Annotated in this window: 14 protein-coding genes; 11 read left to right on the forward strand and 3 right to left on the reverse strand. The window is 50.9% G+C overall.

Going from position 1 to position 12956, the window contains the following annotated elements:
* The 7 genes from ABYV26_RS10575 to ABYV26_RS10605 all read left to right on the forward strand — a co-directional run.
* Positions 1–1212 (forward strand): efflux RND transporter permease subunit (locus tag ABYV26_RS10575; protein WP_372680794.1); only part of this gene is annotated, 1212 nt, incomplete at its 5' end.
* Between the two features lie 246 nt (positions 1213–1458).
* The gene (locus tag ABYV26_RS10580) at positions 1459–2289 is read left to right on the forward strand and encodes a heme-binding protein (protein WP_372680796.1); all 831 of its coding nucleotides are present in this window, start codon (positions 1459–1461) and stop codon (positions 2287–2289) included.
* Positions 2290–2365: 76 nt separating this feature from the next.
* Positions 2366–2806: an SRPBCC family protein gene (locus tag ABYV26_RS10585; RefSeq protein WP_372680798.1), complete on the forward strand. Its 441-nt coding sequence runs from the start codon at positions 2366–2368 to the stop codon at positions 2804–2806.
* Between the two features lie 77 nt (positions 2807–2883).
* Positions 2884–3366, forward strand: a complete 483-nt coding sequence (locus tag ABYV26_RS10590; protein ID WP_372680800.1) for a DUF2062 domain-containing protein — start codon at positions 2884–2886, stop codon at positions 3364–3366.
* Positions 3367–3429: 63 nt separating this feature from the next.
* Positions 3430–4023, forward strand: coding sequence for a peptidoglycan DD-metalloendopeptidase family protein (locus tag ABYV26_RS10595; RefSeq protein WP_372680802.1), 594 nt, complete (start codon positions 3430–3432; stop codon positions 4021–4023).
* A gap of 34 nt (positions 4024–4057) precedes the next feature.
* The gene (locus tag ABYV26_RS10600) at positions 4058–4909 is read left to right on the forward strand and encodes a radical SAM protein (RefSeq protein WP_372680805.1); all 852 of its coding nucleotides are present in this window, start codon (positions 4058–4060) and stop codon (positions 4907–4909) included.
* Positions 4896–6128 carry a glycosyltransferase family 4 protein gene (locus ABYV26_RS10605; RefSeq protein WP_372680807.1) on the forward strand — a complete coding sequence of 411 codons (1233 nt, stop codon included), beginning with the start codon at positions 4896–4898 and terminating at the stop codon, positions 6126–6128. Before ABYV26_RS10600 ends, ABYV26_RS10605 begins: the two co-directional genes overlap by 14 nt.
* Position 6129: 1 nt before the next feature.
* On the opposite strand, the gene ABYV26_RS10610 is transcribed toward ABYV26_RS10605, so the two are convergent.
* Entirely contained in the window at positions 6130–6888 is a 759-nt protein-coding gene (locus tag ABYV26_RS10610; RefSeq protein WP_372680808.1) for an SGNH/GDSL hydrolase family protein, read from the reverse strand.
* Between the two features lie 226 nt (positions 6889–7114).
* On the opposite strand from ABYV26_RS10610, the gene ABYV26_RS10615 reads away from it, so the two are divergent.
* From ABYV26_RS10615 to ABYV26_RS10630, 4 genes are all read left to right on the forward strand, one after another.
* On the forward strand, positions 7115–7573 hold the full coding sequence (locus ABYV26_RS10615) for a pyridoxamine 5'-phosphate oxidase family protein (RefSeq protein ID WP_372680810.1): 459 nt from the start codon (positions 7115–7117) through the stop codon (positions 7571–7573).
* 241 nt (positions 7574–7814) lie between these two features.
* Entirely contained in the window at positions 7815–8750 is a 936-nt protein-coding gene (locus ABYV26_RS10620) for a DMT family transporter (protein WP_372680812.1), read from the forward strand.
* A gap of 222 nt (positions 8751–8972) precedes the next feature.
* A complete protein-coding gene (locus ABYV26_RS10625; protein WP_372680813.1) occupies positions 8973–11762 on the forward strand; it encodes a cache domain-containing protein in 2790 nt (929 codons plus the stop codon).
* Positions 11763–12060: 298 nt separating this feature from the next.
* Positions 12061–12483 carry a response regulator gene (locus ABYV26_RS10630; protein ID WP_372680815.1) on the forward strand — a complete coding sequence of 141 codons (423 nt, stop codon included), beginning with the start codon at positions 12061–12063 and terminating at the stop codon, positions 12481–12483.
* Positions 12484–12496: 13 nt separating this feature from the next.
* On the opposite strand, the gene ABYV26_RS10635 is transcribed toward ABYV26_RS10630, so the two are convergent.
* Positions 12497–12700 (reverse strand): hypothetical protein, encoded by a 204-nt coding sequence (locus tag ABYV26_RS10635; protein ID WP_372680816.1) that lies wholly within the window; start codon positions 12698–12700, stop codon positions 12497–12499.
* Positions 12697–12956 (reverse strand): cupin domain-containing protein (locus tag ABYV26_RS10640; RefSeq protein WP_372680818.1); only part of this gene is annotated, 260 nt, incomplete at its 5' end. The genes ABYV26_RS10635 and ABYV26_RS10640, both read right to left, overlap by 4 nt.

Consider the following 12956-nt stretch of genomic DNA (forward strand, 5'->3'; position numbering starts at 1 on the left):
CCCGGGGTACGCGCCTTCCTCGTCATGCGCCAGGGCTTCGGCGCATCCATTCAAAAACCGCTTCAGTTCGTCATCGGCGGCGGCACCTACCCGGAATTGGCTCAATGGCGTGACACGCTGCTGGAGCAGATCGAGGCCGACAATCCCGGACTGATCGGGATCGACTGGGATTACAAGGAAACCAAACCCCAACTGCAGGTGAATATCGACTATGATCGCGCGGCTGAACTGGGAGTGACCATCGGCAACGTCGGCCGCACCCTGGAAACGATGCTTGGCTCCCGGCGGGTGACCACCTATATAGAGGCCGGTGAAGAGTATGACGTCATTCTGGAAGGCCAACGCGAACGTCAGCGCACGCCGACCGATTTGCAGAACATTTATGTGCGGTCATCGCGCAACGGCGACCTGATTCCGCTGTCCAATCTGGTCACGCTTGAGGAATTTGCCGATTCAACCGCCTTGAATCGGTACAATCGCGTCAGGGCGATCACATTAGAGGCCAACCTGGCCGACGGCCTGGCCTTGGGTGATGCGCTGGCCTACTTGGAGGGCCTGGTCAAGGCGCATCTGCCGGAAACCGTGATCATCGATTACAAGGGGCAATCCCAGGACTATAAATTCTCGACCCAGTCGATTATATTCGTATTCCTGCTGGGAATCCTGGTGGTGTTCCTGGTCCTGGCTGCCCAGTTTGAAAGCTATATCAATCCGCTGGTGATCATGCTGACGGTGCCATTGGCGATTGCCGGCGGGTTGCTCGGACTGTACCTAACCGGAAGCACCCTGAACCTTTACAGCCAGATCGGTTTGGTCATGCTGGTCGGTCTGGCGGCGAAAAACGGTATTCTCATCGTCGAGTTTGCCAACCAGCTCAGGGAGCGGCGCAAGTCGTTCAATTATGCCATCCTCAAAGCATCCGAGGTTCGGCTGCGCCCGATCGTGATGACCGGCATCACCACCGCCACCGGCGCGATCCCCCTGATTCTCTCCACGGGTGCCGGCGCCGAGACCCGCATGGTAATCGGCGTCGTCGTTCTGGCCGGCGTATTGTCGGCGACGCTGTTTACCCTGTTTGTCGTGCCCGTGGCATACCGCCTGTTCTCCAGGCGAACGCATGCACCCGGAAAGGTCGCCCGCGACCTTGCAAATGAGCGGGCTGTGCACAATGATTTGCAAGTCACTGGTGACAGTGTTCAGGAACCGGCTTGATGGTGCCATCTGCATTACCCTTACGGGAAATCTGGGGGCCTTGGGATTTATACGTTGCCCCTATTTCAATTTAACAGGATGTTAAAAAGCGTCATGAGCGCAGGCAAGATATGGCAAAATGGGGCGAAAATCGGAGTTTATAGTTGATCAATGAGCAGGTTGAGCCGGATTAAAACGCAGTATGGCCCAGCGTAATCGTTTTTCGACACCCTGTTAAACACAGCAATAGAAATTGGAGACCTGTAAATGAAAAAAACTGCCGGAATCCTAATCGCCATTGCGTCTATATTGACTGGAGCAACGGAGACGATGGCGATCGAAGAAACCCAATACACCGTAGTCAAAAAAGACGAAAATTTTGAAATCCGTGACTATGCACCCCACATAGTTGCCGAAACCCTCGTGGTGGGAAGCCTCGAAGAAGCTGGAAGTAAGGCATTCAAAATACTGTTTGGCTACATCTCAGGTGAAAACCGATCGCGTAAGAAAGTGGAGATGACCGCGCCCGTTTCTCAGCAGGCAGAACCTGAGAAAATCAAGATGACGGCACCTGTGAGCCAACAGCGGATGGAAGACAAATGGGCCGTTAGTTTTATGATGCCGGCCTCGTATTCGCTTGAAACACTTCCGGAGCCGCAAAATCCCAGGGTAACCCTTCGCCGGGTGTCCAGTCGGCGGATGGCTGCCGTGCGCTATTCCGGCTCCTGGAGCGAAAAGGGCTATCTCAAGAACAAAACGAAACTTGAATCGTGGATTAACGACAATGGGTTTATGATTGCTGGCGATCCGCTGTGGGCCCGTTACAATGCACCGTTTACACCCTGGTTTCTGAGGCGAAACGAGATTCTGATTCCGGTAGCTCCAGATGAAAACCAGGATTCGGATCAAGCGGACATCGATACGATCGAACCTTCCCCGCGGCAAGCCGCGGGTAAGGTTCTGCCTGTAACGGCACTGCTGCACAGCACCGTGAGGATAAAAATTCGATTTCCAGTTCGCTCGCTAACCCCGTCGCAAGCGGCGGGGAATGCGCTCGCTACCGCGGTTCAAAGCATCGTGATGAATAATGCGCGTTGACCATCTGTGTCTCAGACATGCAGCGTTCACTTATCGCAATTGGTGCTTATGATAAACCTGGACAGCAGGAATCTAAATGGTAATCAAAGCAGAGATCGAAATCAACGCCCCCTTGAGCGTGGTCTGGCGGACGTTCTCCCAGATGGAAAATTGGGACGACTGGAACACGGCCTGCCGCAGCTGCTGTATCGTTTCCGGTGACGCGTCCCTATCGGCTGGGACTTGCTTTACCTTCATTATTCGTCCCTTGGTTTTCCCATTGAAAGTCCAACCCAGAATTGTCAGCTGCGACCCGGGACGCGAGGTCGTCTGGGAGGGGGGGAAAATGGGAATCAACGCCTCGCACACCTGGCAGTTTCGCGAGGAAGACGGCAACGTCAGGCTGTTGAGTGTCGAGCGCTTCACGGGGCCCATGGTGTGGGTGGGATATCTTTTGCGTGTACCCACGCGGCTGCACCGCTTGACCATAGAATTTCTCCAGACGTTAAAAACCGCCGCGGAGGCTTGCAGCGACTGATGGTGCGCACTTCAGCCGGCAATGCACGCAGCACCTTTAGCCTGAGTGCCTGATTCACCCAATACGGTGAGACCGTAATGATCAAACGCATTTTTCACGGTAAAATCGGTCAACCGATCCTGAACCTGCTCAAGCAGGGCATCTCGCCGGAACGGCTGTCTCTCAGCATCGCCTTGGGCACCGTAATCGGGATGTTCCCGGTTCTGGGTGCGACGACCCTGATCTGCGCCGCCGTCGCCATGGTGTTGCGGCTCAACCAGCCCGCGATTCAGCTGTTCAACTACCTGGTATACCCACTTCAGATTCTCTTGGTGATCCCGTTTATGAGTCTTGGTGCATTCATCTTCCAGGGGGATCCCCCTCCGTTTTCGATTCAGGAGTTGGGCGCCCTTTTCCAGCAGAATTTCTGGGGTACTGTCGCAGCCTTTTTCGAAACGATCCTCTACGCCATCGTCGCCTGGATTCTAGTATGCACCCCCTTGTTTGCCGGAATTTATGCGTTATGCGTACCGGTACTAAAAAGATTTGGGCCTATGGCCGAAAATAACCCGTCTGAGTGACCTTGCCTTTCTCATGGAAATCAGAAACGGTATGGCGGTATAAACGGTAACCCGGGAATGATCGTGGAATTGAAGAAAACTCGTTTCACAGAGATGCTCATCGCATCCAACAGGATTGACCCCAACGAATTCCAAGGTTGGGTTTTCAGTCCAGGCATGCGATTTCAATCACCGGACAAGTGGTGGGGCGACCAGGGTCCGCGTGATTTCCCCCATGAGGGTATCGACTTTTGCCTGTACATGGATGGTTTCGGGCGGGTCCGTCGTCTCGCCCACGACACCCGCGTTCCGCTGATGCACGACGGCGTGGTCAGGTCCGTTTTTGAGGACTATCTGGGTCAGGCCATGGTTATACAACACAAACAGGTCCAGCCGGATATCGGCATGTTGATATCGATTTATGCCCACACGAGGCCGCTGGATCACATAACACCCGGTGTTTTCGTGAAGCAAGGGGATATCATCGCCACCATCGCCGACACCAGCCGATCAAAAGCAAGGATCCTGCCGCATCTGCACGTCACGTTTGGGCTCCCCTCCCCGGAGCTTGTCTTCGAAAAATTCGTCTGGAATGACATGCGCAATCCCGGCCTGGTCGCCCTGTTGAATCCACAGGGCGTCATCGATTGGCCCTGGCATGCACGGGATCCACAATAAACGAAGCGGCCATGTCCGTACTGAGGAAGCGTTTTTGAAGACACCCCACCGCCATCGCAATATCACAGCAACGCGTTTGTTATTGGATGCTTACCAGTTTGTTCGTGCCCAAGCGTGTGTGGCTAAGCGATTCGGCAGGCAGTTTCATCCCAGCCGCGAATATATTGAAATCGACATCACCTACAAGTGCAACTTGAAATGCATCAACTGTAATCGTTCATGCACACAGGCCCCGAGCGATCTAGAAATGCCTGTCGCCGATGTAGCGATGTTTATCAGCCAGAGCGTTGCAAAAGGAATCGCGTGGAAACGTATCCGGATGCTGGGCGGGGAGCCAACCCTCCACAGTCGCATTTTTGACATTGTCGACCTGTTGATCAATTATCGGAAGCGGTATAATCCTTCTGTGAACCTGGTGATGGGAACTAATTTCTTCGGGGATCACGTTCATCGGGTATTGGAGAAACTGCCTGACGCGATCACGCTAAAAAGCACCCTTAAGCGTTCGCGGGTCAATCTATTTAAACCGTTTAATGTGGCGCCTGTCGATACGCGTTTTAACCGATTCTCCGACTATACCTGCGGTTGCCGCATCATCAAAACGTGCGGTTTGGGATTGACCCCTTCAGGGTATTACATGTGTGCCGTGGCCGGTGGGATCGACCGGATCTTTGGTTACCATCTGGGCAGGAAAGCGCTGCCGGATGACGCCGACACGCTGTCGGACCAGATGTCCGCTTTCTGCCGTTTATGCGGCCATTTTGGCTTTCAGTGGCCGACACGAAGAGCCAAACGATCCGAAACGTGGCGCCTGGCCTACCGGCGTTTAAAAAATAGTGAACCTCATTCTGTCAAGGATGCATCACCCCCCTATGACCCATTTTAACATCATGCATGTCATCGGACAGAGACCGGAAATGACCGGGAGTGGGATCTATCTTGAGGCGATGATCAGAGAATCTCAAAGATACGGGCTTTCGACTTACCGGGTTGCCGGCGTCCCAGCTGGCACGATTCCATCCTTGAAGGATCGGCCGCCAACCGAAGGCGCCTTCGTTTTTTTTGAATCGCCGTCGCTCAATTTCCCTGTTACCGGCATGTCGGATGTGATGCCCTATAAAAGCTCTTTGTTCAGAGATCTGAAAGGCAAGCGTCTGACCGCCTACAAGTCCGCGTTCACCCAGGTACTTGAACATGCAGCCAACCAGTTTAAGCCGGATATCATCCACACGAATCACCTTTTTTTACTTTCGGCCCTGGTAAAAAAACGGTTTCCGACGATTCCCGTCGTGGCAACCTGTCATGGCACGGAACTAAGACAATACACGAACTGCCCCCATTTACGACGTTACGTGAAACGCCACTGTCGGCGCCTGGACAAGATCATTGCGCTGACGACCGATCAGAAAAGGGAAATTCATCATCTGTTTGGCATCCCGTTGAATCAAATTGTCGTTGTCGGTGGCGGATATGACCATAGGATGTTTACGCGTGCCCCGAAATCACCTGCCGGAACCGTTCATATCCTTTACGCCGGCAAATATAATCGCAGCAAGGGCGTTCCCTGGCTGCTCAAATCCCTGATGAAGATCGAGGATCAAGACTGGCACCTGCACCTGGCGGGAAGCGGCAAGGGGCGGGAGTACGACCACTGCATTGACCTGGCAGAAAAATTGGGCCAGAAGGTCACCGACCATGGTTTCGTGACCCACCGTCGTTTATCGGAACTGATGAAAAAAGCCCATGTTCAGGTGCTGCCTTCATTTTTTGAAGGTCTCCCCCTCGTGCTCTTTGAAGGCTTGGCATCCGGTTGCCGGATCATCACGACCGAACTGTCGGGTTTCAAGGAGATCTTCGGGAAAGCAGACAAAGAGACGATCGACCTGATTCAACTGCCGCCACTTGAAACCATTGACCGGCCTTATCGAAAAGACGAGTCCATGCTGGAAGATGCGTTACGCCAACGCATTCTTGACATGATGGCAGCGGTGAGAAAAGCTCCGGATATTGTCGACCCCCATGCCGAAGAAATAGCATCCCGCTACACCTGGCCCCGTATTTTTGAACGCACGCTATCCGTCTACAAGGATGCTGTAAAAAAGTGAATCAACGCCAACGCGCCCTGATGACGGCTGCGGCGGCCTCGGCCCAAAGCGCATAAATCCCGGGACCGGGATGAAAGCCATCCGTCGCCATATACTCGGTACCCACAGGAAAATTTAGTCGGAGGTGATCGCAATCCGGCTGCTCGCGGGACCAGGATTGGATGGCCTTGTCCAATCGTTTCGCCCGATCCCCGATGCACCCTCTCAAGGGCTCTGGGAGCGATGGAAACCGGTGAACGGGGGGTAAACCTGATATGAGAATCTGGCGTGCGCCCAATCGCTCGCGGAGCAATTTCACCAATTTGATTTGATCGCGTAGACACACGGTCACGGATCGGCGGGAGGTGATATCGTTCACACCCGTGGCCGTGAGAACGACATCATAGCTGGTTTCTGGAACCGTATCCAAAAAAAGGCGCAGGTCACGGGTCGACCATCCCGTATTGGCGATCAATTGCCAATGCACCGCAAAGTCAACGGCCAGCCGTGACAACAGGCAACCCATCAATGCCTTGTCCTGAACCGGTGCGCCGACACCGGCTGCCGAGGAATCACCGGCAACGAGAATCCTAATCGGCTTGCCGCTTCCGACAACCCCTTGGCGGGGACCTTTGGCTTCTGCTAATTTGGGCACGGATTGTCGAACCCACAACCCTTGGGCGAGCAGGATCGGGACGAGGCAACCGAAAAACAGACGTCGCACCAGGGAAGGCTTTTCGATGAAAGCGTGGATAGGCTGCTTGTTCAATTCTTCGGTCATGGGCGCATAGGCTAATGTTTAGATCGGTTATCGTCAAGCGCGGTCAATTGAACCGGCTCCCCATAGCCGGCAAAAAGGGCGCGGCGGAGCCGCTCGGTATCGATTTCAAACATCTTTTTTACGTCTGTTATTATTTCCCGAAAAAGTATATCAAGGAGCCCACATAGTGACGTTGCACGATAATTTTCGGTGAATGCTGACAATCGATGAAAGGGGATCCAGGACCATGAGACGAATCGACAAAGCGGTTTCGGATGCGTCAGGCATCAATGCCATTATCCAGAAAGCGACGGTGTGCAGGCTTGGCATGGTCGAGGCAAACCGGCCCTATATTGTCCCCCTGAGTTTCGGCTTCCAGGACAATACGCTTTATTTTCATGGCGCGTTGAAAGGCCGCAAAATGGACATCCTCAGAGACAACCCGAACGTATGTGTCGAGTTCGATATTTCCGTTGAAGCGCTCAAGGACGCCGACGCATGCAATTGGAGCATGAGGTTTCAGAGCGTTATCGGATTTGGCAAAGCCACGCTTGTCGAAGGATTGGAGCCTAAGCGCCAGGCGCTTGGCATCATCATGGCCCATTATTCCGACAAAACATTTGCGTTTCCCGAAAAAAAGATAAACGCAACGGCGGTGATCAAAGTCGAAATCGAAAAAATGACCGGCAAACAATCCGGGTTTTAATAGAACGTATCTAAAAAAAAGGGTTCAGGGCAAGGCATGCCACGGCGAAAAAGCGCAGCATACCGTCAGTAGGTGAGCATGTTGAGCCGTTGCAAAGCGCCGCTATGGGCACTTAGATTATTTTTGAGATAGGTTATAGGCCACTGTCATCCGGGATGTCCGGATGGCGATTGGCAGTCGCGTCCGGCCAACAGGCGACATCAACATTCGCACACCGCCTCATCAAGATTGACCAGTAATCATGACCGCCAAACCGGTAAAAGTTGACGTCAAGGCCATTGTTCTGTTGATCGTTCTTTGCGCCAGTTGGGGGCTTCAACAGATTTCAATCAAAATTGCCGTCCAAAGCATTGCCCCCGCCCTGCAAGGAGGCATTCGATCCATTGGTGCCGCGATCTTGTTGTATCTGTGGATGGTCGCGCGCAGGGAAAAAATGGACCTCAATGACGGCACCTTCTGGTGGGGGATGGCCGTCGGCCTGTTCTTTTCCATCGAATTTTTGCTGATATACTGGGGCTTGGAATTTACCAGTGCATCGAGGTCGGTCATCTTCCTGTACACCATGCCATTCTTTACAGCCGTGGGGGCCCATTGGTTTGTGAGGGGAGAATCCTTGAAAAGGGCCCAGCTGACTGGTTTATGCTGCGCTTTCCTGGGTATTATCGTCGCATTCAGCGAATCCATCGGCAATCCTCGATCCTTGATGTTGGTTGGCGATACGATGCTGCTGCTGGCAGCCTTCTTCTGGGCGGCTGCGACCATCATGGTGAAAGCCAGCCCATTGTCCGAAATCCGGGCAAGCCGTGTCTTGCTTTACCAACTGGTCGTATCCGCAGTCGTAATGCCGCTCGGAGCGGTACTGCTGGGACAGACTGCATTCACGAATGCGACGCCGCTCATCTTGGGCTGCATCGCTTATCAGATCATTTGGGTCGCCTTTATCACCTATCTCGCCTGGTTTTGGTTGATCAGAAACTACCCGGCATCGAAGTTGAGTGCTTTTTTATTTCTTACCCCGCTTTTTGGTGTTTTGGAAGGCGCCATTCTGCTCGATGAGCACATTACGTTTCGGTTGCTGACTGCCCTGGCGATGGTATGCACCGGCATCTATGTCGTCAATCGCACACCAGGCAGGAAGCCATCCGAGTCGGCAACGCTTCCCGTAGTCAAGGATTAACCTAATCCATTTTATTGTCCCTTGACCCCTGCAACAAATCCATTCTATTCATTGGAACCTATCTTAAAAATGGTCTAAGTGCCCATAACGGCGCTTTGCAACGGCTCAACATGTTCACATCCTACATGTATACTCCGCTTTTTCGCCGTTGCATGCCTTGCCCTGAACCCTGACCCTTATGGCTGAGATAGGTTCTATTTGACTTATTTATTGGGCGATACGATGAATCCTCTCAAATTAAGCATCAGTCGAATCTTTCTAATCCATATGGCTCTCGTTGGGGTCTTATCCATTTTTTCATTAGGGTATCTTTGGGTTACATCCGAATGGTCCAGGTTTGAAAAAGAGGCCAACGCACTGCGTGCGTCCTATCTGGAAAGTCAGAAGGTAACCTTAGAACGTGAGGTTGATCGGGCACTGGATTTCGTAAACTACATGAAATCTCAAACTGAAAAACGGTTGCAGGAATCAATAAAAGGCAGAGTTAACGAGGCCTATGCCATCATAGAGAACATTTATCTGAAAGAAAAAGACATAAAAAGCGTAGAAGAAATTGAGGCACTTATCAAACAAGCACTCAGGTCCTTGCGGTACAATAACGGCCGCGGATATTATTTTGCTTTTACGCTGGAAGGTGTCGAAACCTTATTCGAAATCAGGCCTGAATTGGAAGGCACGAACATGCTGCAGGTCAGAGGGGGGGAAGGTGAGTTCGTTGTTTCCGATATGCTTGCCGTCATCAGGGAAGATGGCGAAGGGTTCTATAAATATACCTGGCCCAAACCCAACCAGCAAGGTTTTTTCTCAAGAATCGCTTTTGTAAAATTGTTCAAACCGATTGGTTGGGTAATCGGCTCCGGGGAGTATCTCGATTATGTTGAGAAGGATATTCAGGAAGAGTGCCTGAAATGGATTTCCAACATCAGGTTTGAAAAGGATGGTTACGTGTTTACCGGAAAATGGGACGGCTTGGGCCTGTCTGGTCCTGAAACCGGCAATAACATGTATGATATCGAAGATATAAACGGGGTTAAAATCGTCCAGGAGCTCATCAAACAGGCAAAAGAAGGCGGCGGTTTCGTTGAGTATGTGCTTCCGAGAATCGAAGGTAAAAAACATGCGCCTAAAATCAGCTACGCCGTGGGTGTGCCTGAATGGCAATGGTATATTGGTGCCAGCTTATATGTAGATGAGATTGAAACGGCGATCGCGTCGAAGCAGTCCGAACTCGAAGGAAGAATCAGAACCAATATTCTAAATACGACGTTGATCCTATTTACGCTGCTTATCTTCATCTTCCTGATCGTTAAACTACTTTCGGATCGAATCGATCACAACATAAAATTATTTAAAAATTTTTTCCAAAAAGCATCTTCGGATGCTATTGAAATTGAGAGAAATGCAATTTATTTCTATGATTTTGTTCAGCTTGCTGAATCGGCGAACGATATGGTTGAAAACCGCAGGCAGGCGGAAAAAGCGCTGCGTGAGAGTGAAGAGAAGTTCAGGATGCTGGTGGAACAATCCCCGCTCGGGATATCCCTGTTGGGAGAAGACGGCCGATACAAGTATGTGAACCCAAAATTTGTAGAGATGTTTGGATACACGACAGAGGATGTCCCTACAGGAATAGAATGGTTCAACAAAGCATTCCCAGATGACCGCTATCGCCAGAAAGTGATGAAAGCATGGTCTGATTATCAGCGACAACCTCCAACTGTACGATCCCGTCCACATGTATATGCGGTGACCTGCAAGGACGGATCTCAAAAAGAGATCAATTTCAAACCATTAAATATTAAAAACCAAGATCAGTTGGTTTTTTATGAGGATATTACCGAACGGTCGCGACTGGAACAACAACTTCAGCAAGCAAAGAAAATAGAGGCGATAGGAACGCTTGCAGGCGGGATAGCTCACAATTTTAACAATCTGATGATGGGTATCCAAGGCAGAGCGTCGTTGATGACGTTGGAGTTGGGCCCTTCCCATCCCCAACAGGAGCATATTAAAGCCATCGAGGAGCAGATAGCCAGCGCCAGCAATCTCACCCGGCAACTGCTTGGGCTGGCCCGCGGAGGAAAATACGAAGTCAAACCAATAGACGTCAACGAACTGCTGCTTTCCAGCGCAGCCATTTTCGGCCGCACCCGCAAGGATATTCAGATCCACAGCGACACCTTTCCTTCGTCACTGGTGGTTGAAGCGGATAAGCGACAGATTGAGCAGGTGTTGTTGAACATTTTCGTCAATTCCATACAAGCCATGCCTGAGGGCGGCGAAATCTACCTGGAAACCTCAATCCTGAGTTTAGATGCTGCCTTTTGCAAACCCTATGCGGCTATACCCGGACGATATGCCAACATTTCTGTAAAAGACACCGGTGTCGGTATGAACAAGGAAACGTGCCAGCAAGTCTTTGATCCATTTTTTACGACCAAAGATAAATACCTGGGCACTGGATTAGGCTTGGCGTCGGCCTATGGCATCATCAAAAATCACGGTGGTGTAATCACGGTTTATAGCGATCTCGGCCACGGGACGACAATTAACATCTATCTGCCGGCATCGGATAAAGCAGCCCATATAGAGGCGAATGTCGATGATGTGATCATTCGAGGGTCGGAAACGATTCTCCTGGTTGACGATGAAGATATCATGATTGATGTGGGCAGACCGATGTTGGAAAAATTGGGTTATGGTGTCATTGCCGCCAAAGGTGGAGAAAATGCTGTTGATGCGGTATCGGAACCTGTTGTTAACATTGATCTTGTTATTCTTGATTTAATTATGCCGGGAATGGATGGCGGCCGGACGTTTGACGCTATTCGTGAGATTCATCCCAACATGCCAATAATATTGTCCAGTGGGTATTCTCTGAAAGGTAAAGCGACGGAGATCATGGGAAGGGGATGCAACGCATTTATCCAGAAGCCGTTCAATATTTCTGAACTATCACGGTTGATCCGCAAGGTCCTGGATCAGGCAAAAGGGTTAGGTCAAGAGCAATGATGCCACTTATCGCGGTTCAATCTCTGCGCAACCAAACACCAGGCAGTATTATCCTTGACACTATAGTGTATCATCTCATAGGGTACAGCCATACCCTCCCACAGATCCATGAACCACAGTCGACCGACAATTAGTCGGGTTGCCAGTTGTCCTATCCGTGGATATTTGCTGGCGCTGGAATTCAAACCGGTCCGTGGCCGTTCATTTTTTCCATTATAGTCGTGAACATTGAACATGTGTGATGTGAGCCACAACCTCGGTTCAACGGAAAACCAACGCCAATATAAGGGTAGATAGAATGCCGAAAAAGCCGAAGATGCAGAGACCCAAGCATGATGGAAAAATTCTGTTAATTGATGATCAGCTCAGCCACCTGCGGATGTTGAAGAATATGTTTGAAAGGTATGGCGGCCAAGTCGTTACTGTAGATAGTGCTGAAGAAGCAGAACTGATTTTAGAATGGAATCCCGGCTTTGATGCACTGATAACCGACCTAAAAATGCCATGGGTGAACGGTGTTGATTTTTGCCTGAAAACGAAAAAGAAATACCCGAACATACAAATTTACGCGCTATCGGGTTACTTGGAAGAATATGGTCGAAATGCTTTGGAAGAAGCAGGCTTCGATGGTGTCTACCAGAAGCCAGTATGTTTCGAAATGATAGAGGATATGCTGAACGCTATTGAGAAGAGAGCATCTGAAACAGATGATGCGATTTGACGGCTGGAAGGCGTCAGGCCAGGCAGTTTTCAGCGACGATAATATTGAACAGGCTGTTGAGAAACGTCATGAGCGCGGGCAAGACAAGGCAATTTTCTGTCAAGCCACGCCCGGGACTAAATGCCAGACCTGTCAAATCAAGAATAGGTTCGGACGGATTAGTGCAAATACGGTATCTATCAGTCCCCGCATCAATCACCAGCGTGATATTATTCATGTGTTCCAGGATTGAATAAATGGCGTATACTCGGTGTCAGGATGCAGGTCTTCCCTCACCGGTGAAAAAATTTCTATGATAACCGAATCTTTTATAGCATACGTACCATGTTTCGCATCACCGGGGACGCACCAGCTGTCCCCCGGGTTACAGGTATAGACTTGATCATTGATGAACAGCCGGGTTCTGCCGGACAATAGATACCCGGTCTGCTCACTAGGGTGTTTGTGAGTGGGAATGCGGGTTCCCCTTGACA

Source organism: Desulfosarcina sp. (genome assembly GCF_041551955.1).
Taxonomy (GTDB): Bacteria; Desulfobacterota; Desulfobacteria; order Desulfobacterales; family Desulfosarcinaceae; genus Desulfosarcina.

Bases quoted from the DNA above. Each gene is read 5' to 3' on its own strand.
- ABYV26_RS10580 (WP_372680796.1), top strand. From the start codon at position 1,459: ATGAAAAAAACTGCCGGAATCCTAATCGCCATTGCGTCTATATTGACT.
- ABYV26_RS10585 (WP_372680798.1), top strand. From the start codon at position 2,366: ATGGTAATCAAAGCAGAGATCGAAATCAACGCCCCCTTGAGCGTGGTC.
- ABYV26_RS10590 (WP_372680800.1), top strand. From the start codon at position 2,884: ATGATCAAACGCATTTTTCACGGTAAAATCGGTCAACCGATCCTGAAC.
- ABYV26_RS10605 (WP_372680807.1), top strand. From the start codon at position 4,896: ATGACCCATTTTAACATCATGCATGTCATCGGACAGAGACCGGAAATG.
- ABYV26_RS10610 (WP_372680808.1), bottom strand. From the start codon at position 6,888: ATGACCGAAGAATTGAACAAGCAGCCTATCCACGCTTTCATCGAAAAG.
- ABYV26_RS10615 (WP_372680810.1), top strand. From the start codon at position 7,115: ATGAGACGAATCGACAAAGCGGTTTCGGATGCGTCAGGCATCAATGCC.
- ABYV26_RS10620 (WP_372680812.1), top strand. From the start codon at position 7,815: ATGACCGCCAAACCGGTAAAAGTTGACGTCAAGGCCATTGTTCTGTTG.
- ABYV26_RS10625 (WP_372680813.1), top strand. From the start codon at position 8,973: ATGAATCCTCTCAAATTAAGCATCAGTCGAATCTTTCTAATCCATATG.
- ABYV26_RS10630 (WP_372680815.1), top strand. From the start codon at position 12,061: ATGCCGAAAAAGCCGAAGATGCAGAGACCCAAGCATGATGGAAAAATT.
- ABYV26_RS10635 (WP_372680816.1), bottom strand. From the start codon at position 12,700: ATGAATAATATCACGCTGGTGATTGATGCGGGGACTGATAGATACCGT.